The following is a 25,465-nucleotide window of genomic DNA, read 5'->3' as shown; positions in this document are numbered from 1 at the left end:
TGCTGGGGCGGTAATGCAAAACGCCCCACGGCGCAAACCTGTGGGGCGTTGGATGCCAGCGCGTGCCGTGTGAATTACATGGCGGCAGCGCGTGCTGCTTCGGCCTTGGCCTTGGCTTCGTCCAGCTTCTTTTGCAGTGCAGCAGCTTCGGCTTCGGCGGCCTTGGCTTCTTCTGCGGCCTTGGCCTTGGCTGCGGCGTCTGCCTTGGCGGCAGCATCGTCACCGCTGAAAGCACCAGCGATGGCGTTGCCAGCCACGGTGCCTACGACGGCGCCCGCAGCGGTAGCTGCCATGGTGCCCATCAGGCCTGAGCCTGCAGGACGTGCGGCTGCCACGGGTGCAGCGGCAGGTGCGGCAGCGGCTGCAGGTGCGGCTGGAGCGGGTGTTGCTGCTGCCGTAGGCGCTGCAGGGGTTGCAGGCTTGGCGGGGGCTTTGTTGATGGCAGCGGGGCGCACCGACTTGCCACCACCCATGCGCTTAGCGTGGGCCAGCGAAGGGGCAGCCAAAGCAGCAACAGTTACGGCGATCACAGAAGCGGTGGTGCGAAAAGATGTTTTCACTGAGGTTCCTGAATAAAGGATTTCAATTGAAGGGTCATGTAAGAACCGCAGCACGCAGCAGTGCGTGCTGTTGGGTGGTACATGGGGGATGAGAGGCAGATTTCAAGCCACAAGTTCCCGTTGATCGGGAATGCGGCGGTGCCTGCAGAGCGCACACCTTGGAATATTGCGTTATGGGTGTGCGCGATAAATTCTAAGGCCTAGGCACGGGGTTGGATAAAAAAATAGCTGCAAGCGCTTGAATACAAAGGTTTTTTGATAGTTATCTATCTCAAAGCCTTTTGCAGTCAGCGCAAGCAGCTACTTTTTCTGATGCGTGCGGTGTGCAGCCGGAGGCTGCAGCAATGGACAGCGGTGGATGGCTGGCTATTGCAGAATTTCCAGCAGGCGATCCAGTCCCCCTTCGTTGATGCAGATGTTGGCCTCTGCGCGCACGCGGGGCTTGGCGTGGTAGGCCACCGACAGGCCAGCGGCTTGCATCATGGGGATGTCGTTGCTGCCATCACCCACGGCAATGCATTGCGATGGTGCAATGCCCAGCAGGCTGGCCACTTCCAGCAACGTGCGGCGCTTTTCGGCGCCATCACAGATATCGCCCCATGTCTGTTCGATCAGGCCGCCGGTCACTACGCCGTCTTGCATCTCCAGCACGTTGGCACGCACAAAGTCGATGCCCAACAGGCCGCGCACATGTTCTGCAAAGTAGGTAAAGCCACCTGAGACCAGCAGCACCTTCAGGCCAGCAGCTTGTGCGGTTTTGACCAGCTTTTCGGCCCCGGGGGTCAGGCGCAGGCGCTCGGCCAGCACGCGGGCCATGTCGGCCTCGGTCACGCCCACCAGTTTGCCCACGCGTTGGCGCAGGCTGTCTTTGAAGTCAGTGATTTCACCGCGCATGGTGGCTTCGGTAATCGCGGCCACTTCGGCTTTTTTGCCCGTCACGTCAGCAATCTCGTCAATGCACTCGATGGTGATGAGCGTGGAGTCCATGTCAAAAGCCATCAACTTGTAGTCGCTGAGCTTTTGCGGGGCGGTGGTGTTCTGGATGGTTAGACCGGGGGCGAATTCGGTGGCAGGCATGGACTCGGATAGCGACAAGGGGGTTGCAAAGCAGCCCCGGCACCGAAGGCGGCGGCCGGGGCTGCGGGAGATTATCGCGGCTCTCGCAGGACTGCGAGGCGCAATCGGTCATTACTGGGGCTGGATGCCCGCGGCTTTGACCAATTCGGCGTGCACGGCAATGTCTGCAGCGATGGTGGCTTTCAAGGCCGCGGGCGTGGAGGGCGCAGGCTCCATACCGCTGCTGGCCAGCTTGGCCTGAATATCGCCTTGCAAGGCTTGGTGCACGGCAGCTTCAGCTGGGCGACGATGTCGGCGGGGGTGTTGGCGGGCGCCAGCAGGCCCTTCAGAATTGGTAGCTACAAGCGTAAGTCTGGCTAAGGGCTCAGCCCTTTTTCCCATATAAATACAAGTCGTCTGACCACGTCGCCAGCCATTCAGGCTTGTAGGCCACAAATACCGCACACATCATGCCGGTGACCACCGCATCTCCCCATGCCATGAGCCAGCGGGCGATGGTGGAGAGGTCTTCATTCACGCCGGGCAGCTCATGCCCCAAGGCTGCAGACAGCATGCCGGACGCAAACAAGCTCAGCACCGTGCCCACAAAGCCTCGGCCAAAAATATAGACAAACACCTTGGTGCCCAGCCAACGGCGCAGCAATGCGCCCCAGAGCATGGCGAACGTAGCAGGCACGATGCCGTGCCATACGGTCAGGCGCAGCGCTTCTTCTGCGCCCAAACCTGGGGAGAGCACGCAGGCCATCGCGCCGACCACGCACAGCGCGGGCACGGCCAGCGGCCAGCCCAGGCACATCATGACCAAACAAGCGCCCGACCATTGCAGCTGCAGCGGCATCTGGTGCAGCGTGGGTAGCGCCCACAGCCATGGCAAGACCACCACGGTGGCCAAGAGCGGGGTCCACAGCGGGCTGCTGTCGCCATGGTCTTGGGTGACCAGGGCTTTGCGGTTGCGCAGCAATTGCCAGGGGCGCAGGGCCAAGGCAGCCATCAGGGCGACGAGAAGGAGAGATGCATCCAGCATGCGGCAATTGTGCGCGCTGGCTGCCCACTGAGTGCGCCCGCTGGTGCGGGGCGGGCTTGAGCTGTATCAAGCCTGCCGCTTGCTGCGCCTACTTCGCACCTCTCCTGCGCGCTGGGCGGGCATTGGCAGTGCGCGCCAGCGTGCTTAAGCCTTGCTGGGCGTGCCCAAGCTGCGCAAGATGTCGCGCACCATCTGGGCGCGCGCCTTGGGGTCAGGCAACTCGCGCTCAATGCGCAGCTTGTCGTTGCCGGCCAGTTTGATGTGCTTGTTCTTCTGAATCAGGCTGATGATCTGCATGGGCTCAACCGGCGGGTTGGGCTTGAAGGTGATGTTGATCACCCCCGGTGCCGCATCCACCTTGACCACGCCATAGGGCTCGCACAGCACGCGCAGGCGGTGGGTGTCGATCAAGGTCTGTGCCTGGGCGGGCAGCTTGCCAAAGCGGTCCACAATTTCTTCCAGCAGGTTGTCGATCTGGTCCGTGGTTTTGGCGGTGGCCAGCTTTTTGTAGAACGACAGGCGCAGGTGCACATCGCCGCAGTAGTCGTTGGGCAGCAGGGCCGGGGCGTGCAGGTTGATCTCGGTGGTAGCCGCCATGGGCGACAGCAGGTCGGGCTCTTTGCCCGCCTTGAGGCTGCGCACGGCCTCGGCCAGCATCTCGTTGTAGAGCTGAAAGCCGATTTCCATCATGTTGCCGCTCTGGTTCTCGCCCAGCACCTCGCCGGCGCCGCGGATTTCCAGGTCGTGCATGGCCAGGTAGAAGCCGCTGCCCAGTTCCTCCATCTGCTGGATGGCGTCCAGGCGCTGCTGGGCCTGCTTGGTCAGGCCTTCAATGTCCGGCACCATCAGGTAGGCATAGGCCTGGTGGTGGCTGCGGCCCACGCGGCCGCGCAGCTGGTGCAGCTGGGCCAGGCCGAACTTGTCGGCACGGCTGATGACGATGGTGTTGGCGCTGGGCACGTCGATACCGGTCTCGATGATGGTCGAGCACAGCAGGATGTTGAAGCGCTGCGCCACGAAGTCGCGCATCACCTTTTCCAGCTCGCGCTCGGGCATCTGGCCGTGGGCCACGGCGATGCGCGCCTCGGGCAGGATTTCCTCCAGCGCCTGGCGGCGGTTCTCGATGGTTTCCACCTCGTTGTGCAGGAAGTAGCACTGGCCACCGCGCTTGAGCTCCCGCAGCACGGCCTCGCGGATCACGCCCTGGCTTTCGCTGCGCACAAAAGTTTTGATAGCAAGGCGCCGTTGCGGCGCGGTCGCGATCACCGATAAATCCCGCAGCCCCTCCAGTGCCATGCCCATGGTGCGCGGGATCGGGGTGGCGGTCAGCGTCAGCACGTCCACCTCGGCGCGCAGGGCCTTCATGGCCTCCTTGTGGCGCACGCCAAAGCGGTGCTCCTCGTCGATGATGAGCAGGCCCAGGTCCTTGAACTTGACCGAGCTGGACAGCAGCTTGTGCGTGCCGACGACGATGTCCACCGACCCCTCGCCCAGGCCTTGCAGCGCCGCGTTGACCTCCTTGGTGGTGCGAAAGCGCGAGACTTCCGCAATCCGCACGGGCCACTTGGCAAAACGGTCGACCAGCGTCTGGTAGTGCTGCTCGGCCAGCAGTGTGGTGGGTGCCAGAAAGGCCACCTGCTTGCCGCCCATGGCGGCCACAAAGGCGGCGCGCAGGGCGACCTCGGTCTTGCCAAAGCCCACGTCGCCGCAGACCAGGCGGTCCATGGGCTGGGGGCTGACCATGTCGTGGATCACGGCGTGGATGGCGGCCTTCTGGTCGGCGGTTTCCTCAAAGCCGAAGTCCTGGGCGAACTGCTCGTAGTCCTGCGCACTCAGGCGGAAGGCGTGGCCCTGGCGCGCCGCGCGCCGGGCATAGATGTTCAGCAGCTCGGCGGCCGCATCGCGCACCTGCTCGGCCGCCTTGCGCTTGGCCTTTTCCCACTGGCCGCTGCCCAGGCTGTGCAGCGGCGCCGATTCGGGCGTGACGCCGGTGTAGCGGCTGATGTGGTGCAGCTGGCTGACGGGCACGTACAGCACCGCGTCCTTGGCGTATTCCAGGTGCAGGAACTCCTGCAGCGCCGGTGTGCCATCGGCGTTCTTCTGGCCCACGTCCATGTTGACCAGGCCGTGGTAGCGGCCGATGCCGTGCTGGCTGTGCACCACCGGGTCGCCGACCTTCAGCTCGGACAGGTCCTTGATCAGCGCGTCCACGTCGCTGACCTGCTCCTGTTTCTTGCGGCGGCGCGTGGTGCCGGTGGTGGCGAACAGCTCGGTCTCGGTGACAAAGTCGATGCCGGCCTCGATCCAGGCAAAGCCGCGCATCAGGTTGGAGGTGGCAATACCCAGCGGTTCGTGGGCTTTGCTTTGGAACTCAAACAACGAATCAAAGGCTGGCGGGCTCAGCTGTGAAGAGCGCAAAAAGTCCAGCAGGCTTTCGCGGCGGCCATCGCTTTCGGCCAAGATCAGCACGCGGCGTTGGGCGCTTTGCACGTGCTGCTGCAGGCGCTGCAGCGGGTCATCGGCGCCGCGCACCACGGAAAGGTCAGGCAGCTTCTGGAAGATGGCGCTGTCTTGCACATCTTCCACGCCGGGGCGCATGGCCAGCTGTGGGTAGGGCTTGGCCGTGGTGTAGAACTGGTCGGCGCTCAAAAACAGCGACTCGGGCGGCAGCGCGGGGCGCTCGGGGTCGCCTTGCACCAGGCGGTAGCGCTCCTTGGTGTCTTGCCAAAAGCGGTGAAAGGCTGGCTCCAGATCGCCGTGCAGCACCAGCGTGGCGTCGTCTCCCAGATAGTCAAAGACGGTGGCGGTGTCGTCAAAGAACAGCGGCAGGTAGTACTCAATACCAGCGGTGGCCACGCCCGCGCCCATGTCTTTGTAGATGCGGCTGCGTGTGGGGTCGCCCTCCAGCAGCTCGCGCCAGCGGCTGCGGAACTTGGCGCGCGCGTCTTCGTCCATGGGGAATTCGCGCCCGGGCAGCAGGCGCACTTCTTGGACTGTGTCCAGGCTGCGCTGGCTGTCCGGGTCAAACACGCGGATGGAGTCGATCTCGTCGTCAAACAGGTCCACGCGGTAAGGCACGTCCGAGCCCATGGGGAACAGGTCAATCAGCCCGCCGCGCACGGCGTATTCACCATGGCTCACCACCTGCGAGACATGCTGGTAGCCCGCCAGCGTCAGCTGCGCCTTGAGCTTGGCTTCATCGAGCTTTTGCCCCTGCTTGAACTCGAAGGTATAGCCAGCCAGGAACGACGGCGGTGCCAGTCGGTACAGCGCCGTGGTCGCGGGCACCAGCACCACATCGGCACCGTGGGCGTGGTCACGCTGGCGGATGCGCCACAGCGTGGCCAAGCGCTCGCTGATCAGGTCCTGGTGCGGCGAGAAGGTGTCGTAGGGCAGCGTTTCCCAGTCCGGGAACAAGGCGGTGCGCAGCTGGGGCGCAAAAAACGCCATCTCATCAATCAGGCGCTGGGCATCGCTGGCGTCAGCGGTGACGATGGCGGTGATGCGGCCCGCCGATTTCTCGCGTGCAGCCAGGCGTGCCAACAGCAGGGCATCGGCGCTGCCTACGGGCGTGGGCCAAGAAAAACGTTTACCGGGCGAGAGTTTGGGCAAATCCATGGGGCCAGAAATCCTGATGCGGCAGGCGCAATGCCTGCAAAAAAGCGCCAATATGTACGGCACGCAGCCATGCTGTGCCATGGCCGACAGGCACGCCATTTCCTGAACGATGCCGGATAGTGGGCGCGCATCCCGCGAACCTGCGGGAAATGCAGCGTGCAGCCGTGGCTGACAAGCAGGCGATTCTAGAATGCTGCGCATGACAGATATGTTTGCTGCCGCGAAAGCGCCTGGTTCCCCGCAGGGTCGTTTCTGGGGGCTGATTCCGTGCGCCGGTGTGGGCGCGCGCGCCATCGCCCCGGGAGCGCCCACGCCCGATCTGCCCAAGCAGTACCACCTGGTAGCCGGGCAGCCCTTGGTGTTGCACACCTTGGCAGCCTTTGCGGGCGTGCAACGCTTGGCGGGCACGCTGGTGGCAGTGGCACCCCGCGATCAGTTTCTGGATGCTTACGCCAGCCCTGCATGGTTTCACCTGCCTTGCGGCGGGGCGACACGTGCGGACACGGTGATCGGCGGCTTGAAAGCCTTGCTGGCACGGGGTGCGGCGCAGCACGACTGGGTGCTGGTGCACGATGCGGCGCGGTGCCTGGTCACCACCACCCAGATTAACCAGCTGATGGACCAGTGTGAGGGTGACAGCGTGGGCGGCCTGCTGGCGCACAAGTTGCCTGACACGTTGAAAACCGCCGTCACCGGCCCCAGCGGGGTGCGCGTGGCAGCCACGGTAGACCGCAGTGACAAATGGCTGGCGCAAACGCCGCAGATGTTCCGCCTGGGCGTGCTGCTGGATGCCTTGAATCGCCTGGGCGCAGCCGCCACCGATGAGGCCAGCGCCATGGAGGCCATGGGCCACCGGCCCAAGCTGGTGCCCGGCGGCGCACAAAACTTTAAAGTCACCTACCCCGACGACTTTGCCCTGGCCGAAGCGGTGATTGCCCAGCGCGGCGGCAGCGCGACGCTGGAGCGCTTCAAAGGCAAACGCTCCAGTCCTGCACCCACGGGCAATCCGTTTTTCTGACGGCGCTGTGAATTAATAACCAAATTGGCCGCTGGCCCGCAAGGGAAAAGCGTGAATAGCTATGAATTTTCGTATTGGTGAAGGCTGGGATACCCACGCGTTGGTGGAAGGCCGCAAGCTCATCATTGGCGGGGTCGAGATTCCCCACGACAAGGGGCTGCTGGGCCACTCCGATGCCGACGTGCTGCTGCATGCCATCACCGACGCCATTTTGGGCGCAGCGGGGCTGGGCGACATTGGCCGCCACTTTCCCGACACTGCGGTTGAATTCAAGGGTGCAGACTCTTGGGTGCTGCTGCAAGAAGCGGCGCGCCGCGTGCGCGCAAAGGGCTGGGAAATTGGCAACATTGACAGCACCGTGATTGCGCAAAAGCCCAAACTGGCCCCCCACATTCCGGCCATGCAGCAGCGCATTGCTGCGGCCTTGGGGGTGGGCGAAGATCAGGTGAATGTCAAAGCCAAAACCGCTGAGAAAATGGGCCCGGTGGGCGAGCTGCTGGCGATGGAGGCGAATGCCGCTGCGTTGATTTATAAGCCGGTGGTGTAAATCAGAAACAGGAGCTGTTAGCGCTTTCTAGATAAGCGCTAGAGGTGTTTTTGATGCATAAAATAAAAAGCCCTGAGGTGGTTGGCCTCAGGGCTTTTTTTGTTCAAACAAGGTTTGAATCTTGTTGGAGCTTTCCGCGGGTCTACGTCGTTGCCTCGGGCGGAAGCTGTCGCTTGACCTGGGGGCGCTGCAGGCGGTGCTTGGGGTCTTGCCCATCGGGCACTTCCGTCACGCGCTTGAGCTGGATGTTGGAGGCCAGGCCGCCCGCATTCGCGTTGGTGATGGAGAAGATGCCGCCCATGCGCTGCACGGTTTTGTCCACAATCGACAGCCCCAGCCCTGCGCCTGCGGCGGCCGTGCGCGCAGAGTCACCGCGAAAGAAGGGCTGAATGAGCTGCGGCAGTTGCTCGGGTGGCACACCCGGGCCGTGGTCGCGCAGGCGCATCAGCACCCAGTTTTCACGGGTTTTGATGGTGATGTCGACATAGGCAGTGTCGGTGTCCACGGTTTTGCCGTAGCGGCGGGCGTTTTCCAGCAAGTTGGAGATGACGCGCGCCAGCTCCACCTCGTCGGCCATCACGTAGATGTCGTCCGGGATGGACATGGTGATTTGCAACTCGCGGTGGTTTTGTACGGCGTACACGCAGGAGGCCACCACCGCATGCAGGTTCACCACGGTGAGTGTGACGTGATCGGGGCGTGCGTAGTCGAGGAATTTGTCGATGGTGGCATCCAGCTGAACGATGTCGGCCACCATGTGACCGCGTGCCACGTCGTCTTGCACGCTCATCTCAGTTTCCAGCCGCAGGCGCGCCAGCGGGGTGCGCAGGTCGTGCGAGATACCGGCCAGCATCACGGCGCGCTCTTGCTCCAGCTTGGCCAGTTTTTGCGCCATGCGGTTAAAGCCGATGTTCACTTCGCGGATTTCGCTGGTCACGGCCTCTTCATCAAGCTGGCTGGCAGCAAAGTCACCATCGCGCACCCGGTTGGCGGCGTAGCTCAGCTGCTTGAGGGGCCGGTTGATCAGGCGCGCGATGACAGCGGCACCGGCCAGGGACAGCAGCCCGGCGGTGCTGAGCCAAATCAGCCACGTGCGGCCGCTGGCCGTGACGTAGCGGGACTGGTCCAGCAGCAGCCAGTTGGGGTCTTCGTCGATGGTGAAGCTCACCCACAGGCCTTCCTCACCGTTGACTTTGCGCGCCAAGATGGTGTCTGGCCCCAGGCGCGAGGTCAGCAGCTCTTCCAGGCGCAGATTAAGTTCGGTGGGCGGCAGCACCTCAAAGGTGTCACCGGGCTCGCGCGGCTGAATGCGCACGCCTTCCTGATCGGCCATGGTCTTGATCAGCGAGACACGGGCGATGGCGTCCGAGTGCTGCAGCGCCGCACGGCTGAGGTTGACCAAGGAGGCGATTTGCTGCGCAGTCTGCAGCGTGCGGGGGTCAAACTCCAGCGCTCTGAGGGTTTGCAGCCACGCCAAAATGCTGCCCAGCAGCAGCAGTGCCAGCAGGAAAAAGGTGCGCCAAAAAAGATTTAGGCCCACGCGCGAGCGTGTACCTGTGTCGTCAGGGGTGCCGGCGGCCTTGTGGCCCCCAGCAAACAGGGAAGGGCGTGACATGAAAAAACGGCGCGCAAGGCGCCTTTGCCTGAGAGGGGAGAAGGCGCGTGGGGCGCTTAATTGGTGCCATCGGGAACGAACACGTAGCCCACCCCCCACACGGTTTGAATGTAGCGGGGTGCGGCTGCGTCTTCTTCAATCAGCTTGCGCAGGCGCGAGACTTGCACGTCCAGACTGCGGTCAAACGGCTCAAACTCGCGGCCACGGGCCAGCAAGGCGAGTTTTTCGCGCGACAGCGGCTGACGGGGGTGGCGCACCAAGGCTTTGAGCATGGCGAATTCGCCGGTGGTCAGGGGCAGCTCTTCGCCGCTCTTTTGCAGCACACGGGTGCCCAGATCGAAAGTGAAGGGGCCAAAAGTGACGGTTTCGTTGTCGCCCGAAGGTGCGCCAGGGGCTTCGACCGGTGGGCGGCGGCGCAACACGGCGTGGATACGTGCCAGCAGTTCTCGGGGGTTGAAGGGCTTGCCCAGGTAGTCATCGGCGCCCACTTCCAGGCCCACGATGCGGTCTACGTCTTCGCCCTTGGCGGTGAGCATGATGATGGGCGTGCGGTCATTGGCAGAGCGCAGGCGGCGGCAGATGGACAAACCATCTTCGCCGGGCATCATCAAATCCAGCACGATCAGATCGACGGTTTCGCGCAGCAAGATGCGATTGAGCGCCTTGCCATCCTCGGCAATCATGACCTCAAAGCCTTCCTGGGTCAGGTAGCGGCGCAGCAAGTCGCGGATACGTGCGTCGTCATCGACGACCAAGATCTTGTCGGTGCGATTGTTGTTGGTTGTGACCATGGATTCACCCCTTGTCCAATTTGTAACAGAGCCGATTCTGACCAGCTTGGCGCCAAAAATTCCCGATTTAGCGCAGGTTTGACACAGTGTTACATGTCTTGCCAAAAAGAGGGGAATGTCTGGCAGGCTGTGTGGGCCTCGTCTGGCATGCTTTACGGGGTTTCTGTAAGTATTTGAGCGCGTTATACCGAGAAAGGGGCTTTGAGATGCAATTTCACCGCAAGAGCGCACATTTTTTGCGTCATTCCTTGGTTGTGGGGGGCTTGGTGGCGGGGGCTGTAGCCAGTGTGGGTACGGCCTATGCCCAAGCGCCTGAGGTGCTGCGCAATGTGGTGCAGCTTTCGGCATCGGGACAGGTAGAGGTCAGCCAAGATTGGCTGCAGATGAACCTGTCGGCTACGCGCGATGGCAATGATGCGGCGGCGGTGCAAAAGCAGTTGCAGCAAGTGGTGGATGCTGCCATGCGCAGTTTGAAGCCCCAAGCCAGCGGTCAGGCCATGCAGGTGCGCAGTGGCAGTTTTGGGGTGTACCCCCGCCACGGCAATGACGGCAAGATCAAAGGCTGGCAAGGCCGTGCAGAGATGGTGGTGGAGGGCAAAGATTTCGCACGCATCAGCGAAGCGGCTGCGCAGGTCAAAGACATGACGGTGTCTAGCATGGGCTTTGGCCTGTCGCGCGAAGGGCGTGAAAAAGTGCAGGAGCAGGCCCAAAGCCAGGCGATTGAGAGTTTTAAGCAGCGTGCCAGTACGCTGGCCAAGCAGTTTGGCTTTCACAGCTATACCTTGCGTGAAGTGAGTGTGAACAGCCAAGACGGTTTTTATGCGCCCCGCATGCAGCAGCGCGCCAATGTGGCGATGGCTGCCACGGCCAAAATGGAAATGGCCGACCCCGTGCCCGTCGAGGCGGGTAAAGAGCAGGTGACGGTGAATGTCTCAGGCTCTGTGCAACTTCAATAAAGCTAGCTGCCAGCGCTTGCTGGTATTGCGCTAGAAGGCAAAAAGCCTCTGAAATTTTCAGAGGCTTTTTGCTGCGATGGCGCCAGTGTTTATTGGGCAGCCCAGCCACCGTCCATGTTCCATGCCACGCCGCGCACATTGTTGGCGGCAGCAGAGCAAAAGAACACCGCCAACTCGCCCAGCTCTTGGGGGGTGGTGAATTGCATGGAAGGTTCTTTTTCGCCCAGCAGCTGTTTGGTGGCAGCTTCGGTGCTGATGCTTTGCGCCGCTGCTCTGGCATCCACTTGCTTTTGCACCAGTGGCGTGAGTACCCAGCCGGGGCAGATCGCGTTGCAGGTAACGCCTGTGGTGGCATTTTCGAGGGCGGTGACTTTGGTGAGGCCCACAATCCCGTGCTTGGCCGCTACATAGGCCGACTTTTGGACCGAGCCTACCAAGCCATGTACGGATGCCACATTGATGATGCGGCCCCAGTTGGCTTGCTGCATGGCAGGCAGTGCCAAGCGGGTGGTGTGGAAGGCGCTGGAGAGGTTGATGGCCAAGATGGCATCCCATTTCTCCACGGGAAAGTCTTCCACCGATGCAACATGCTGAATCCCCGCGTTGTTCACCACGATATCGAGGCGCCCAAAACGCTGTGCCCCAAACGCCATCATGGCTTCAATCTCTGCAGGTTGACTCATGTCTGCGCCGTGGTAGTCCACGGAAATGCCGTGGGCTTGGCCTGCTGCGGCTACCTGGACTTTGGCGGCTTCGCTATCACCAAAGCCGTTGAGCAAAATGTTCGCCCCTTGCGCAGCCAAGGCTTGGGCAATGCCGAGGCCAATACCACTGGTGGAGCCGGTAACTAATGCTGTTTTGCCCTTGAGCATCTGAATGCCTCCGCTGAAATATGAATTAGGATGGAATTGGCCGATTATCAAACGCGAAGATGAGGTTGCGCACCCATGATTGAACCTACGCTGAACTACGTAACGTGCCCGGGAGCAGCCCTGAATGGCGACGCAGTACATCGCATGGCTTACTGGGAGTGGAACCGAACCGGCAATCCTTGGCATCCGCATGTGATGGTGTGTGTGCATGGACTGACGCGGCAGGGGCGAGATTTTGACGTGCTGGCCCAAGCATTGAGTGTGCATGCCCGCGTTATTTGCCCTGATGTGGCGGGGCGCGGTTACAGCGATTGGCTGGCCGAACCTATGCACTACGGGGTGCCGCAGTACACGTCGGATATGGTGGCGCTGCTGCACCAGGTGCACCAAGCCGCTCCCATTCAAGCCCTGGACTGGGTGGGTACCAGCATGGGCGGTTTGATTGGCATGGCAGTCGCAGGCAACCCTGCGCTGCCCCTTCCAGTGCCGGTGCGCAAGCTGCTGCTCAATGACGTGGGGCCTGCGCTGGAGTGGCCGGCTTTGCAGCGCATTGCGGCATATGTGGGAAAGCCCGCGCACTTTGAAACACTGCAGCAAGCTGCCGACGCCTTGCAAGTATTGTCGGCAGGGTTTGGCCCACATAGCACCCAAGCGTGGCTTGCTTTAAGCAAACCCATGGTGCGCCCGGCCCAAGGCGGTGGCTTGCGGCTGCACTATGACCCCGCGATTGCCCTGCCGATGCAGGGCATGACGCAGGAGCAATCGGCGCGCGGAGCGGAGGTTTTGTGGTCGCTGTATGACACGATTCGGGCCCAAACTTTGCTTGTCCGCGGGGCGCAGTCAGATTTGATTACACAAAACACAGCACGAGCCATGCAGCAGCGTGGACCTCTTGCACAATGGGTGGACCTTGAAGGTGTGGGACATGCCCCCACTTTTGTTGCGGATGACCAAGTGGCCATCGCACGGAATTTCTTGTTGGGTGATGAATGAAAAAAAAACATAAGACCCTGTTGCGTAAGCCAAGCGCTGCTTGGCAGCAAGCTTGTGCATGGGGGCTTGTATGCGCAGCGTGACATCCTTACCCCCAACAACTGGTGAAGACGGCGCTGTGCCCTCAGGGTTGAGAACAGCAGGGGGCACCGCGGGAATGCCCCATTTGCTGGCGGCCACAGCGGGCAATATTCCCGATCAGGTGGATGCCTTGCGCCGTGCGCGCGCGTTTGCAGAGCCCTTGCTGGTGGGTGAAGAGCTTTCTTCAGGTGAAAACACCTTGGCCCACGCAGATGCCACTGCTGCCATTTTGCAGGGCATTGGTGGCTCTGAAGCTATGCAGGCGGCGTGTTACTTGGTGTACGCCAGCATGCACTTGAACAAACCTTTGGAAGTGCTGACCAAAGCGTTTGGCCCCAACTTTGCCGAGTTGGCGGTGGAAACCACCAAACTCATGCATTTTCAGCAACAGACGCGCAGCGCAGACGCCAGCGTGCGCGTGGATGACCCGGCCACGCAAACGGAGACCGTGCGCAAGATGCTGCTGGGCTTTTCGCGCGATGTGCGGGTGGTGCTGCTGCGTTTGGCATCGCGCCTGCAAACACTGCGCTGGTATGCCGCAACCAAACGGCCTGTTTCTCCAAGCTTGGCTTATGAAGCCCTGCATGTATTTGCGCCGCTGGCCAATCGGCTGGGCATTTGGCAAATCAAATGGGAGCTGGAGGATTTATCTTTCCGCTTCTTAGAGCCCGATACTTACCGCAACATCGCCAAGCTGCTCGATGAAAAGCGCGCGGAGCGCGAAGTCTATATGGAGCAATTGCGTGCACGCCTGGAATCAGGTTTGCGCGCCTACAGCATCAGTGCCACGGTATCGGGCCGCCCCAAGCATATCTACAGCATTGTGAAAAAAATGCGCGGTAAATCGCTCAATTTTGATCAGCTGTTTGATATTCGGGCATTGCGTGTAGTGGTGCCGAACGTGAAGGATTGCTACACCGCTTTGTCCTGGGTGCATGAAAACTTCGCACCGATTGAGTCAGAGTTTGACGACTACATTGCCAAGCCCAAGCCGAATGGCTATCAGTCGTTGCACACCGTAGTGCGCGACGATCAGGGGCGGGCGATTGAAATCCAGATTCGTACGCAAGCCATGCATGACCATGCTGAAAATGGCGTTGCAGCGCACTGGGCTTACAAAGAAGCTGGCACCAAGGGCTATGCCGGTGTCAGTGCCTCGGGGGAGTACGACTCCAAAATTGCGGTGCTGCGCCAGTTGCTGGCGTGGGGCAAGGATTTGTCGGAGAACCCGTCGCACCGCGGCTTGTTTGATGACCGTATTTATGTGCTGACGCCTGATGCGGCAGTGATTGAGTTGCCGCAAGGCGCCACCCCGGTGGACTTCGCGTATTCGGTGCATACCAATCTGGGCCACCGCTGCCGAGGTGCGCGTGTAGATGGCAACATGGTGCCATTGAATACGCCGCTGCAAAGTGGGCAGACTGTTGAAATCACCACCGTCAAAGAAGGTCGCCCTTCCCGGGATTGGTTAAATCCAGAGTTGGGGTATCTGATCAGCAACCGCGCCAAAGCCAAGGTGCGCGCTTGGTTCAATGCCCAAGCGATGAACGAAACGGTGATGCGCGGGCGCGAGGCGGTCGAAAAACTGTTGCAGCGTGAAGGCAAAACTGCCATCAAGCTGGATGATTTAGCTGTGCAGTTAGGCTTTAAATCCGCAGATGCGCTGTTTGAAGTGGTGGGCAAGGATGAGTATTCGCTGCGCAACATTGAAGTGTTGCTGCGGCCTGCAGAGCCTGCTGAAGCCGAAGAAGACATCCAGTCCATGGTGCGCAAACCGCGTGCCAACAATGCGGCCAGCAAGGGCGGTGTCCTGGTGGTGGGGATTGATTCGTTAATGACCCAGCTTGCCAAGTGCTGCAAACCAGCGCCGCCGGATGACATCGGTGGTTTTGTGACGCGCGGCAAAGGCGTGAGCGTGCATCGCTCTGACTGCAGCAATTTCCGCGAAATGGCTGCACGCAATCAAGAGCGTGTGATTGATGTGACCTGGGGGGTACCCAAGGCGGAGAAGCTATCAGCGGTGTACCCTGTGGACGTATCGGTCGAAGCGACCGACAGGCAAGGGCTGCTTCGTGATATTTCGGACGTGTTTGCCAAAGAAAAAACCAATGTGATCGGCGTGCAAACGCAGTCCGTCAAGGGGACTGCCTGGATGACATTCACCGTGGAAGTTTCGGACTCCGGTCGCCTGAATAAAGTTTTAGGCATTGTGGCGGGCGTGGCAGGCGTGCGCTCTGCGCGCAGACGTTGATTCTTGAAGTTTTTCTCATCCAAGTAAAAAACTAATGCTACAATCGATGCTTCTGATTTTTCAGGCGCGTAGCTCAGTTGGTTAGAGCACCACCTTGACATGGTGGGGGTCGTTGGTTCGAATCCAATCGCGCCTACCAAACATCGCAAGCATTTACCAAGCTTGCAAACGAAGTGCCCACCAACAAGTGGGCATTTTTGTTTCTGCAGTATGAAAAAAGTATGAAAACTGTTCGCGGAAAACGGCGCTCAAACAGATACTTTTACGCACAAACTTGTACTTTTCGTACAACGCTTCCCCGCCATTTTTTGCTCTTCTCCACGCGCTTCGAGCTCTCAGAGGCCGCTTTAGGCTGGTTGCCGTCGTTCACCTCAGAAGTTCTAATGACTGCGTATGCTCAGAGCAGCCATTGAGATAAGGCTTCTCCAGAAGTTTCCGCATGGGCTGAAAGCCGTCTAGGAAAAGCTGATCGATTCACTCTGAGCGTCACGAGCCATCTAGCTTGAGATGACAGTGCTTTCATGAACTTGCTTGTCCAAGATGAAGTTCAAGGCCGTAATGATTTCCTTGAAGTTCATTTGTGAGTCGGTCAGTGCTTGCAAGGCAAGACCCCGCATGGTGCTCATCAGGATGACCGCCAGCGCATGATTACTAGCTTTGCTAGAGCCTTCTCCTGCGCGTGCGATAGAAAGATGCTTAGCGATGAAATCTACATTTTTTTTATTTAATTTATTAATGAAATCTCGGTGAGGACTTTCTGGCAAAGAAGCATCAGAGATTAAAAAAATGAAGGCTTTTGATGCTTGCCAGGATGCAGTATCTCGCTCCAGATAAGTAGAGAACAACGCTTTGATGCTCTCTACGCCATCTGGTACGGGTTTTTGATTTGTCCGTCGCTGATTGAATTTCTCGACAATGGCGTGAAGAACCGCATCTATCAAATTTTCTTTGCTTCCAAAGTGTTGGTGCGGCAAACCGCGGCTGTAGCCAGCATGAATGCCGATCTCTGCCATGGTCAAGTCTTTAACACCGCGTTGAGCGATCAGCTCAATAGCAGCATCCAAGATCTTGCGGACTGCTTCTTCTTTTCTTTGGATTTGCGTTTTTGATGTTTTCGATTCTTCAGCCATGGTTTTTACTTTTTTGCAGCTTTTTGAATAAAAGCTGGATCAAAACCCAGTTCACTCAAAATTTCTTGTGTCTGCTCACCAATATTTGGGCAAGGTTTTTCAATCTTAGACGGTGTTTTGGCAAACAAAGCGGTTGGACGGATAGATACGACGCGCCCTTCTGTGGGGTGATCGTGTTCTTCAAACAGGGTTACGCTCTTGACGTGGCTGTGCTCGTGGATGTTGTCAATGCTGAAAATTTCAGTGACCGGGATGTCTAACTTGCGGCACAACTGCATCAGTTCTTCGCTGGTGAAGTCGGCGGTGACAGAACGCAAATCTGCATACAGTTCATGGATGCGCTTGTTGCGCTCGTGGCGATTGCTCAGGTCATATTTTTCAAACAGATCTTTGCGGCCAAGCGCTGTAAAGAAAGCTTCCCAGTGCTTTTCTGTATAGGGCAATAGCGCCAGGTAGCCATCTTTTGTGGGCGTAGGTTTGCGCCCACCTTTGAGTAAACGTGCATACCCTGCTGGGCCAATTGAGGGGCTAAAACCGTTGCCGCCCATATGTTCGGTCATGGTGAAAGCGACCATAGTTTCAAACATTGGCACTTCCACATATTGCCCTTCCCCGGTACGTGCTTGGTGGACCAATGCACCTAGAACTGCGTTGGCAGTGGCAATGCCCGCCACTTTATCTGCCAGCAGCGTAGGTGGGTACTCTGGCTTATTGCTCTCGCTGCCTACCAGGCTAGCCATCCCGCAAGCGCCTTGAATGACATCATCAAAAGCAGGTTGCCCCGCATAGGCACCGTCTTCACCAAATCCAGTAGCCGCGCAGTAAACGATGTTCGGCTTGATCTGGCTAACTGCTTCATATCCCAAGCCCAGCTTGTTGATGGCTTTAACGCGCATGTTGTGTACCAGCACATCTGCAGTGGCGATGAGCTTTTTGACAGCTTCTAAGCCTTCGGGCGTTTTCAGGTCGACAGCCAAAGAGCGCTTGTTGCGGTTCAGGTTCATAAACGTAGAACTCATACCGCGATTGCGTGACATACCGTTGGCACGCATCAGGTCCCCTTCCACGGGCTCCACCTTGATCACATCTGCACCGTAGTCAGCCAGCACTTGAGTGGCCAGTGGTCCCAGCACTACCGCAGTTAAGTCCACTACCCGAATTCCTTGAAGGGGTCCCATGTTTGCTCCTGTTTTGTTCTAGCTAACGTTTCTACTGAGTTGACAGCAGTTGAAGCAAATATATATATTTGTTTGTCAGCAAGCAAGTTAGGAAAAACATGGACGGATTGCACATCGAGTTGGGAGAGCTACCACCGCAATGCGAGCAATTGCGAAAAGAGGTACGCGAATTCGCAGAGCAAAACATTGCCAAATATTCGAAAGAAAAGCGCGCCTATAACTGGTCGGGTCGCGACCCTGAAATGACCAAGAAGATGGCCGAGCGCGGTTGGATTGGCATGACGTGGCCAAAGAAGTACGGCGGCGCTGAGCGCACCATGCTAGAGCGCTACGTGATGCTGGAAGAAATGCTGGCTGTGGGGGCTCCCATGGGCTGGCACTGGTCGGCTGACCGCCAGATGGGCCCACTGTTAATGCGCTATGCACCAGACACATTGGCACCAAAGATCGTGCCCAAGATTGTCAGTGGCGAATGTTCGTTTTGCATTGGCATGAGTGAGCCTGATTCAGGTTCTGATCTGGCGTCCATCCGTAGCAAGGCCGTGAAAGTGGACGGTGGCTGGGTCCTCAATGGCACCAAGGTCTGGACCTCGGGTGCACACCACGCCAACTATATGGTGGCACTGGTGCGCACACGCGAAAAGTCTGAAGACCGTCACGGCGGCATGACCCAGTTCCTCGTAGAAATGGATCGGGAAGGCTTGCAGGTCAACCCAATCTACTCACAACTTGGCACGCACATCTTTAACGAGGTGGTACTGGACAACGTCTTCGTGCCTGATGAGAACCTCATTGGAGTGGAAGGTGAAGGCTGGAAGCAAGTCACCAGTGAGTTGAAGTACGAACGCTCCGGCCCTGAACGCTTTTTGAGCAGCACTCAAATGCTGATCGAAATGATTGACGCCACGGAGTCCGAGCGCCATGACCAGACTGAAGCGATTGGCCGCTTGATTGCCAAATACGCAGCACTACGCCAAATGTCACAAGGCATTGCTTTGATGATGTCCAAGGGTGAAGACCCAGCGCTTGCTGCTTCGGTGGTGAAAGACCAAGGCGCGCTGATGGAGCAGTCGATGCCCAACATCGCACATGACAAGTTTGGTGAACACATTGGCACCGGCTCAGATCTTGAGAAGGTGATGAACTTCCTATCTATGGCTGCACCATCGTTCTCTATACGTGGAGGCACCAGAGAAATTTTGCGCGGAATTATTGCAAGAGGAATGGGACTGCGATGAGTAACGATTTTATTAACGACGCAGCGCAAAAACTGTTTGCGAACGAAGTCGATAAAGGTCTGATCGAGACCGTAGAAAAAGGCGTGTACCCTCAAGGATTGTGGGAACAGGTGCTGGAATCTGGCTTTACCCAGTTGTTTTGCAAAGAAGCTGATGACGGCATTGAAGCAACTTGGGAAGATGCTTACCCGATCTTCTATCACCTGGGGTACTCGCAAGTGCCACTGCCAGTGGCCGAGACTGCGATTGCGCGCCTGATTTTGTCCGCCTCAGGGCAGACACTGGACACACAACGTCCGATTTGCATTGCTGCGCAAGCGCAAGCCAAGCTCAGCCACGACAGTGCAGGCTTGCTGCAAGGCGAGATCCAAAGTGTTAAATGGGCACAGCACGCACAGTGGTGTTTGGTCACGCTGTCAGCAGAAAAAATCGCCTTGTTCGATTTGTCAGCCTCAGGTGTGCAGGTTCAAGCTGGCACAGACACATCCAACATGCCCAGTGACCGTGTGGTGCTCAACGGTGTACAGCCCCATGCCGTGCTGAATAACCCGTTTAGCAATTTGGAAGATGCAATCCAAACTTGTGGAGCTTGCGCACGTGCTGTGATGATGGTGGGCGCTTTGGAATTTGCATTGGATCAGTCCGTGCAATACGCCAAAGACCGCGTGCAATTTGGCAAACCTATCGGCAAAAACCAAGCCATTCAGCAGCAACTCGCACTCATGGCTGGTGAAGTGGCAGTGGCTCGTGCGGCGGCGTATATGGCTTGCAAAGACATGCCAAACGTCAGCCGTTTGATCTCTGAACAAGCTCAGTTCAGCGTGGCGGCTGCCAAAGTCTGCACTGGCGATGCTGTGACCAATGGCACCTCCATCGCCCACCAAGTGCATGGGGCAATTGGCTTTACCTATGAACATGCACTGAACTTTGCTACCCGACGCCTGTGGGCATGGCGCGGAGACTTTGGCAATGCCACTGAATGGGCACGATTGATTGGCCAAGCGTATGCCAAGCAACCTGGCGCAATGTTCTGGCACCACTTGACCGAGCGTGTGCTCCCTGCATGAGAAATGTGATGACAGACGCCATCTTGAACATCTCTACGCAGGGCCATATCGGCATCGTGGAACTGAACAAACCGCCGCACAACTTTTTTGATCAGCCTTTGATTGCCTCTCTTGCAGATGCGTGGGAAGCGTTTGAAGCGGACAAAAAAATCCGCGTCATTTTGCTGTGTGCCAACGGCAAGTCGTTTTGCGCAGGAGCGGACTTTGCAGACAAATCTACACGCGAAAAAAAACGCAGCGTCAAGCAAACCAATCCCCTGTATGCGGAAGCTGTGCGCTTGTATGGCTGCACCAAACCGGTGGTGGCTGCCATTGAAGGTGCAGCAATTGGCGGTGGGTTAGGTGTTGCGTTGACAGCGGACTTTCGCATCACCTGTCCAGAAGCCAAGTTCTCTGCCAACTTCAACCGTTTGGGCTTTCATCCAGGCTTTGGCTTGTCGTTCACGCTACCGCATCTGATCGGCAAGCAACACGCCGCCAAGCTCCTGTACACCGGCGCTCGCATCGGGGGAGAGCAAGCGCTGCGAATCGGTCTGGTGGATGAAGTAGTTGCACAAAACGAAGTGCGTACGCATGCGCTGGCCTTGGCGCAAGAGATCGCTATTTCTTCACCACGGGCTGTGCAAGCCACACGCACTACTTTGCGTGGTGACTTTATGGATCGGGTGCGCTTGGCCGTAGTACGTGAAAGCGAAGTGCAAGCCGTGCAGATGAATACAACAGATCTGCTGGAGGGTGTGAACGCAGCCAAAGAGCGGCGCAACCCAAACTTTGAGGACTGAGCATTAAGCCAGCCATTTATAAAAAAGGAGACAACATGATTAACCTCAAATTCTCACGCCGAAATTTGTTGGCATTGCTGCCTATGTTGGCCTTGCCTGCCGGTATGGCCATGGCCAATGAAACTTGGCCTAACAAGCCAATCCGCATGATTGTTGGCTTTGCCGCAGGTGGCCCCACAGACTCTGCAGCGCGCTTTGTTGCCGATGGAATTAGCAAAGAGTTAGGGACCTCCGTCATCATCGAGAACAAGCCTGGTGCAAATGGCCAAAACGCTATTGCTGAACTCAAACGCGGCAAAGCCGATGGCTATAACTTGCTGTTTATTACCAGCGGAAGTTTGAGCGTTGCTCCTGCACGCTTTAAAAAACTGCCCTTTGATGTGAACAACGACTTTGACTACATCGGCTCCGTTGCTGCCTATCCATCGGTGCTGGTGACCAACGTCAACTCCAAGTTCAATAACGTACAAGAACTGATCAGTGCTTCCAAACAAGCCAAAGAAGGACTCAGCGCAGGTACAGTGAGCAACACGCAAGAATTAACGCTTGCACTCTTCAAACACAAGACAGGCATCGTTGCGCAAGGCGTGCCCTACCGCGGTGACTCACATGCCATCACAGACATTGCTGGCGGAATTTTGGATTTCGCTTTTTTGTCTCCAAGTGTTGCGATTCCCATGATCGAAAACGGTCGTGTCAAAGCAATTGGTGTGACTGGCGAGCTGTCTGGACCCTACGCGAGCAAGTTTCCTAAACTTGAAATGCTAGATGTCAAAGCATGGAGTGGGATTGTGTCGTTGAAGGGCACGCCCACCGTGGCCACACAAAAAATTGGCAAGGCCATGGAAAAGGTGTTGTCTACACCTGAATTTAAAAAATCACTCGAATCTTCTGGCCAAACCGTTCTTCCATTGACCAACGATGCGTTTCGACGTTTTGTGATTAACGAAAAAGAGATGTGGGAAAAAACCGCCGAATCGGCCGGGTTGGAAAAGCTTTAAATATATCGGCGGGGTGAACGGTCAATTGGTCAACTTGTTCGGAAGAATCACACCGATTGACCTATGTTGCCTAGATAGTTTCCGCCTTATCTAACGGCTTTCTCACCTTTATTGAATGACTGTTGCTTGGCAAAGAGCAGTCATTCACATTACCAGAGTCGACCGGCGGCAATCGCTGCAAAGTGGAAGTAGCTACCACAGCCGGTTTTAGGTTGAGAGTCTCCGATCGTATTACTGCGATTGCAGTAATTAGGAGCGGCCTTGAAGCCGTTGCAGCAGGCACAAATCATGCTCACGGGAGGTGAACGACACGGAAAAGGTGCATATTCTTGGCTTTTCCAACCGATGAGTTATCTATATCAAGTGAAGAAGCAGTTTCACTTGTCAGATGAGCTTGAGCTTGCGGGCAAGCTCAACAATTTTGAGCACGTCGGTTGCTGAGTTGATACCGACCCATTCAACCCAACTGCGTATGGGGCCGCCAAGCTTGCTTTCCTCATAGGCCATGTCGATCACTTCTTTACTTCGTGCTGAGCTAAAACCTATCGAGTGAGTGCAATAACTCTCAACCTCCCATGAGGTGAAGATCCTGTATGCGTTGGCCGCACTCAATGGTGGGCTTATCCACTCGATGAGATCTACTTCATTTCGAGCATGTTCCAATGCCTGCGCCTGCTTTTGTGCTCTTTCGCGGTCCAACTCGTGTTTCAACACAGTCTGCCTGCGATGTACATCATTAAGAGTTCCTTCTGGCTCGGCCAAGTCGGGTAGCAAAACTGGGAGGATCACCCCTATGAGCGAGTCGTACTGGTTATGGCGGGCAAATTTGGACTCTCCTTTCTTGATGGACTCCCAAGCGTACCTTCTGGCTATGCCTAACTTCTGTTCTTGTGTAGCTGTGAGTTGGACGCCGAATCGCTTAATGGCACGTAGCACCAATGGAAAGAATGAGGGTTCTTTGTTGTAGAGATGAAAGACTTGGTCAACGAGCCTGTCTCGCTTCGGTGGGGGTAGCTTTGCCCCCCAAGCCAGCGACATAAGAAGCATCATGGTGCCGTCCAAGTTCCAAAAGAATCGGTCTCCGGCATTGTCGTACCCAGCTCTACGCATTTCCACAGCAAGCTCAGAGGGTACTACGAAGCATTCCTCAGTATTCCCGCGCTTGACTTCGGTTAGGTAATGCACGACGGCATCTTTGAAAATCTCAGGCAGAACTTCGACGGGAGCACTGCTTATCTTTAGCTTGTACTGTGCCTTCGCGCTGGCTATTTCCTGAAGCCGCCTTGCTTCTTGCGCTTGAATTTTGCGTTGATACTCTTGGTGTTTAACCCTTTCTATCTCAACCCTAGCATCATGCTCTTTGATCCGTGCACGTGCTGCATCTAGAGCTGAATCAATGTCTGGGTGATGCTTCCATACTTTTGAGCTGGGGTCGTTGAGTACTAGTTCGCGCAGTTTTTCAATAGAGAGCTGGCCATGCTCCTTGAAACGGGCCACATCGACCTCTAGGCAACGCAGACTCATGGCTTTGATGGTGCTGAGCTTTTGCGCGGAAATTCCGTGGGTGACAAATACTTCTATGGCCAGTGGATAGGTTTTGCTGTTCTCAGCGATGTCGCAGTAGACATCTGGGACCATACCGGGCAAGGCATGTTCTAGCCGCACGTTCTGCAGCGTATGGTGCGCACCGGGAAGTCGCACCACTTCGTCGCGCATGAAATGATGTCCGTATGAAATGTGCTCTACAAAGTCTGGAGTGATGATGTATCCCGCTTGGGCAATGATGTGCTTGATAACTAAGTGCAGCAGGCTTTCTCTTGTGAGTTTGACATCGCCTCCTAGATCTATCGCAGCTTCATCAGAGATCCAGTCAAGCGCATCAATGGCATCGGCCTTGGCTTGCTCGAACGCCTTTTCCTTCAGTTCTTCATCTTCCCAGTGGCGCACCCAGCACGTGTACTGGTCACTGAGTACTACACGTGCGAGGATTTCTTCCATTGTCAGCCCTGCAATTTCGGGATCGTCGCATCTGACACTTATAACGCCATCGAAGTCTGGGCCACTGCTATCCGGATGGCTACTTTCAAGAACAACTAAGATCTCGCGACCGCTTTCCAGAGTAAGACTAGCACGCTGATGGTCAATCCACGCGCTACGGCGCACAAGCAGGCTTTGCTGCCGCCCGCGCACCTCGGATTCGTATACCTTTCCGGATACGCCTACAAAGCGTTGGCTTGAAATCGGAGCTGGAACTTCAATGAGTCCAAACGTCGTAAAGAGCGTCAGCGTTGCGAGCTGTGATGCTTTCTGTAGGCAGGATGTTCGGGAATGGCCTGATGGGTGTCGAAAGAACTGACTCATGGTTCGTCCGGTCCGACTAGCACTCCACACGGGAGTACCAGGAACATTCAGGCGAGCGTTTACAGCTTGAAGTGGCTCTTGGCAACCTGGGCATGTGCATTCACATGCAGAGCCTGTTTTCTCCGGTGGGATGCTGAAGATGTGCGTTGCGATGCCATCGGGACCTAAGGCCCATCGCATCGGGCTATCTTTTTGCGCAACGTTCGCCCCCTTGCTGCCACAAAGGTCCTTGTCGTCCTCAATCATCCCCTTTGTCTCCTTTTTTCAGGAATTTTGGCAGCGTCTCAGGAAAAAAGTACATAGGACGTTGGTATATAGCCTTCAGTAGGCTAATGGAGGGACGCCGGGTTCAAGATGGTCGACTCAGGTCAGGCTTTATTCCAAGTTCTCACTGTCTATTAAGAGCGTCTGTCACACTGAATCGGCCCGCATTTCCTGGATAGTGCCCTTTCCTTGCTTGACGCATGTGACGGCTCATTGGTGAAGAACAGTCCTTCGTGCTGCTTGGTTGATAGGTTGCAAACGCTGCAAAGCAAACAAAAAATGCTCGAAATAAACTACTTCTTAAAATCCATGTCCTTGGTTTTTTTGTCAAAAAATGCCTAGTATTTCATGTGCTTCTCAATTTTTGAGGGGTGCAGCACCGAGGCAATTTTTCGTCCAGTCACAGCGCTGACCATGCTCAGTATCTCCTGTGTGTTGCTGCTTTATTCAGTCAACCCAAGGAGAGACTTATGGCCGCAAAACCCTCATCCCCCAGTTCGGAAGCAGCTTCCGATACCCCGAATCATCCCAACAAGGCTGTTCCCCTCGCAACCACCCACGAAACACCTCCTGAATTCGTTCTCCTCCTTGATCCTCGGGTGATTGACCCAGGCAGTGCCCCCAATCGCACAGCAGAGTCAATGGACGATGAAGCGATGGAAGCACTGTCGCTGAGCATCCTGCTGGGCAAAGGCAATCAGCAGCCCATCCATGTACGCAAGCTCCCTGATGTGCAAGGTAACTATCAATACGAGTTGATTGCAGGGGCACGAAGGCTGCATGCGTGTATGCGTCACACCTTGCCCGTGCGAGCTTTAGTAGTTGATGTTTCAGCCGAGCAAGCTCTGGTCGATCGCTTGATAGAAAACCATCTGCGTGAGGCACTCAGTCCTTGGGAGTTGGGGCAGCAACTTGCGCACATCAAAGCCCAAGCCAGTACAGAGCTGTCGATGCGCAAACTGGCCACTCTGATTGGCATCAATGCCTCCATGGTGCAAAAAGCCATGGACATAGCAGCCTTACCGATGGAAGTGGTGCACG

Annotated in this window: 21 protein-coding genes and 1 tRNA gene; 11 read left to right on the top strand and 11 right to left on the bottom strand. The window is 57.1% G+C overall.

Features of this window, described 5'->3' with window-relative positions:
- Positions 1-74: 74 nt before the first annotated feature.
- From QEP12_RS07375 to mfd, 5 genes are all read right to left on the bottom strand, one after another.
- On the bottom strand, positions 75-560 hold the full coding sequence (locus tag QEP12_RS07375; protein WP_284213847.1) for an ABC transporter substrate-binding protein: 486 nt from the start codon (positions 558-560) through the stop codon (positions 75-77).
- 366 nt (positions 561-926) lie between these two features.
- Entirely contained in the window at positions 927-1,637 is a 711-nt protein-coding gene (serB, locus tag QEP12_RS07370; protein ID WP_284213846.1) for a phosphoserine phosphatase SerB, read from the bottom strand.
- Positions 1,638-1,748: 111 nt separating this feature from the next.
- The gene (locus QEP12_RS07365; protein ID WP_284213845.1) at positions 1,749-1,904 is read right to left on the bottom strand and encodes a hypothetical protein; all 156 of its coding nucleotides are present in this window, start codon (positions 1,902-1,904) and stop codon (positions 1,749-1,751) included.
- Between the two features lie 97 nt (positions 1,905-2,001).
- The gene (locus tag QEP12_RS07360; protein WP_284213844.1) at positions 2,002-2,661 is read right to left on the bottom strand and encodes a hypothetical protein; all 660 of its coding nucleotides are present in this window, start codon (positions 2,659-2,661) and stop codon (positions 2,002-2,004) included.
- A 144-nt stretch (positions 2,662-2,805) separates the two neighbouring features.
- Positions 2,806-6,279: a transcription-repair coupling factor gene (mfd, locus tag QEP12_RS07355; protein WP_284213843.1), complete on the bottom strand. Its 3,474-nt coding sequence runs from the start codon at positions 6,277-6,279 to the stop codon at positions 2,806-2,808.
- Positions 6,280-6,478: 199 nt separating this feature from the next.
- Here mfd and ispD point away from each other — a divergent pair, with 199 nt between their 5' ends.
- Together ispD and ispF are read left to right on the top strand one after the other, a co-directional pair.
- Positions 6,479-7,297, top strand: coding sequence for a 2-C-methyl-D-erythritol 4-phosphate cytidylyltransferase (gene ispD, locus QEP12_RS07350; protein WP_174862695.1), 819 nt, complete (start codon positions 6,479-6,481; stop codon positions 7,295-7,297).
- A gap of 61 nt (positions 7,298-7,358) precedes the next feature.
- Positions 7,359-7,844, top strand: coding sequence for a 2-C-methyl-D-erythritol 2,4-cyclodiphosphate synthase (gene ispF, locus QEP12_RS07345; protein WP_284213842.1), 486 nt, complete (start codon positions 7,359-7,361; stop codon positions 7,842-7,844).
- A gap of 142 nt (positions 7,845-7,986) precedes the next feature.
- Here ispF and QEP12_RS07340 read toward each other — a convergent pair whose 3' ends face one another.
- Positions 7,987-9,459, bottom strand: coding sequence for a sensor histidine kinase (locus QEP12_RS07340; RefSeq protein WP_284213841.1), 1,473 nt, complete (start codon positions 9,457-9,459; stop codon positions 7,987-7,989).
- Between the two features lie 56 nt (positions 9,460-9,515).
- A complete protein-coding gene (gene ompR / locus QEP12_RS07335) occupies positions 9,516-10,250 on the bottom strand; it encodes an osmolarity response regulator transcription factor OmpR (protein ID WP_284213839.1) in 735 nt (244 codons plus the stop codon).
- A gap of 206 nt (positions 10,251-10,456) precedes the next feature.
- On the opposite strand from ompR, the gene QEP12_RS07330 reads away from it, so the two are divergent.
- Positions 10,457-11,206 carry an SIMPL domain-containing protein gene (locus tag QEP12_RS07330; protein WP_284213838.1) on the top strand — a complete coding sequence of 250 codons (750 nt, stop codon included), beginning with the start codon at positions 10,457-10,459 and terminating at the stop codon, positions 11,204-11,206.
- Positions 11,207-11,295: 89 nt separating this feature from the next.
- On the opposite strand, the gene QEP12_RS07325 is transcribed toward QEP12_RS07330, so the two are convergent.
- Complete coding sequence (locus tag QEP12_RS07325; protein WP_284213837.1) at positions 11,296-12,078, bottom strand: 3-hydroxybutyrate dehydrogenase; 783 nt, start codon at positions 12,076-12,078, stop codon at positions 11,296-11,298.
- 75 nt (positions 12,079-12,153) lie between these two features.
- Between QEP12_RS07325 and QEP12_RS07320 the strand changes: the two genes are divergently transcribed.
- The 3 genes from QEP12_RS07320 (at position 12,154) to QEP12_RS07310 (ending at position 15,542) form a co-directional block, all read left to right on the top strand.
- Positions 12,154-13,071: an alpha/beta fold hydrolase gene (locus QEP12_RS07320; protein WP_284213836.1), complete on the top strand. Its 918-nt coding sequence runs from the start codon at positions 12,154-12,156 to the stop codon at positions 13,069-13,071.
- Between the two features lie 157 nt (positions 13,072-13,228).
- Complete coding sequence (locus tag QEP12_RS07315; protein ID WP_219164267.1) at positions 13,229-15,403, top strand: RelA/SpoT family protein; 2,175 nt, start codon at positions 13,229-13,231, stop codon at positions 15,401-15,403.
- Positions 15,404-15,465: 62 nt separating this feature from the next.
- Positions 15,466-15,542: transfer RNA gene (locus QEP12_RS07310), tRNA-Val, on the top strand.
- Positions 15,543-15,900: 358 nt separating this feature from the next.
- Here QEP12_RS07310 and QEP12_RS07305 read toward each other — a convergent pair.
- Both QEP12_RS07305 and QEP12_RS07300 read right to left on the bottom strand, forming a co-directional pair.
- Positions 15,901-16,533: a TetR/AcrR family transcriptional regulator gene (locus QEP12_RS07305; RefSeq protein ID WP_284213835.1), complete on the bottom strand. Its 633-nt coding sequence runs from the start codon at positions 16,531-16,533 to the stop codon at positions 15,901-15,903.
- Positions 16,534-16,538: 5 nt separating this feature from the next.
- Positions 16,539-17,711: a CaiB/BaiF CoA transferase family protein gene (locus QEP12_RS07300; RefSeq protein WP_284213834.1), complete on the bottom strand. Its 1,173-nt coding sequence runs from the start codon at positions 17,709-17,711 to the stop codon at positions 16,539-16,541.
- 98 nt (positions 17,712-17,809) lie between these two features.
- Between QEP12_RS07300 and QEP12_RS07295 the strand changes: the two genes are divergently transcribed.
- From QEP12_RS07295 to QEP12_RS07280, 4 genes are read left to right on the top strand one after another with little or no spacing between them, the layout of a single operon-like run.
- The gene (locus tag QEP12_RS07295; protein ID WP_174863798.1) at positions 17,810-18,949 is read left to right on the top strand and encodes an acyl-CoA dehydrogenase family protein; all 1,140 of its coding nucleotides are present in this window, start codon (positions 17,810-17,812) and stop codon (positions 18,947-18,949) included.
- Complete coding sequence (locus QEP12_RS07290; RefSeq protein WP_284213833.1) at positions 18,946-20,016, top strand: acyl-CoA dehydrogenase family protein; 1,071 nt, start codon at positions 18,946-18,948, stop codon at positions 20,014-20,016. The genes QEP12_RS07295 and QEP12_RS07290 overlap by 4 nt, the downstream gene beginning before the upstream one ends.
- 8 nt (positions 20,017-20,024) lie before the next feature.
- Positions 20,025-20,798, top strand: coding sequence for an enoyl-CoA hydratase/isomerase family protein (locus tag QEP12_RS07285; RefSeq protein WP_284213832.1), 774 nt, complete (start codon positions 20,025-20,027; stop codon positions 20,796-20,798).
- Between the two features lie 35 nt (positions 20,799-20,833).
- Positions 20,834-21,799, top strand: coding sequence for a Bug family tripartite tricarboxylate transporter substrate binding protein (locus tag QEP12_RS07280; RefSeq protein ID WP_174863794.1), 966 nt, complete (start codon positions 20,834-20,836; stop codon positions 21,797-21,799).
- Between the two features lie 384 nt (positions 21,800-22,183).
- On the opposite strand, the gene QEP12_RS07275 is transcribed toward QEP12_RS07280, so the two are convergent.
- A complete protein-coding gene (locus QEP12_RS07275; protein ID WP_174863792.1) occupies positions 22,184-24,160 on the bottom strand; it encodes a hypothetical protein in 1,977 nt (658 codons plus the stop codon).
- A gap of 734 nt (positions 24,161-24,894) precedes the next feature.
- Here QEP12_RS07275 and QEP12_RS07270 point away from each other — a divergent pair.
- Positions 24,895-25,465 (top strand): ParB/RepB/Spo0J family partition protein (locus QEP12_RS07270; RefSeq protein ID WP_284213831.1); only part of this gene is annotated, 571 nt, incomplete at its 3' end.

The organism is Comamonas jiangduensis, assembly GCF_030162955.1.
Lineage (GTDB): Bacteria > Pseudomonadota > Gammaproteobacteria > Burkholderiales > Burkholderiaceae_C > Comamonas > Comamonas jiangduensis.
The sequence above is the reverse complement of the archived record's forward strand: the minus strand, read 5'-3'. Positions and strand labels throughout refer to the sequence as shown.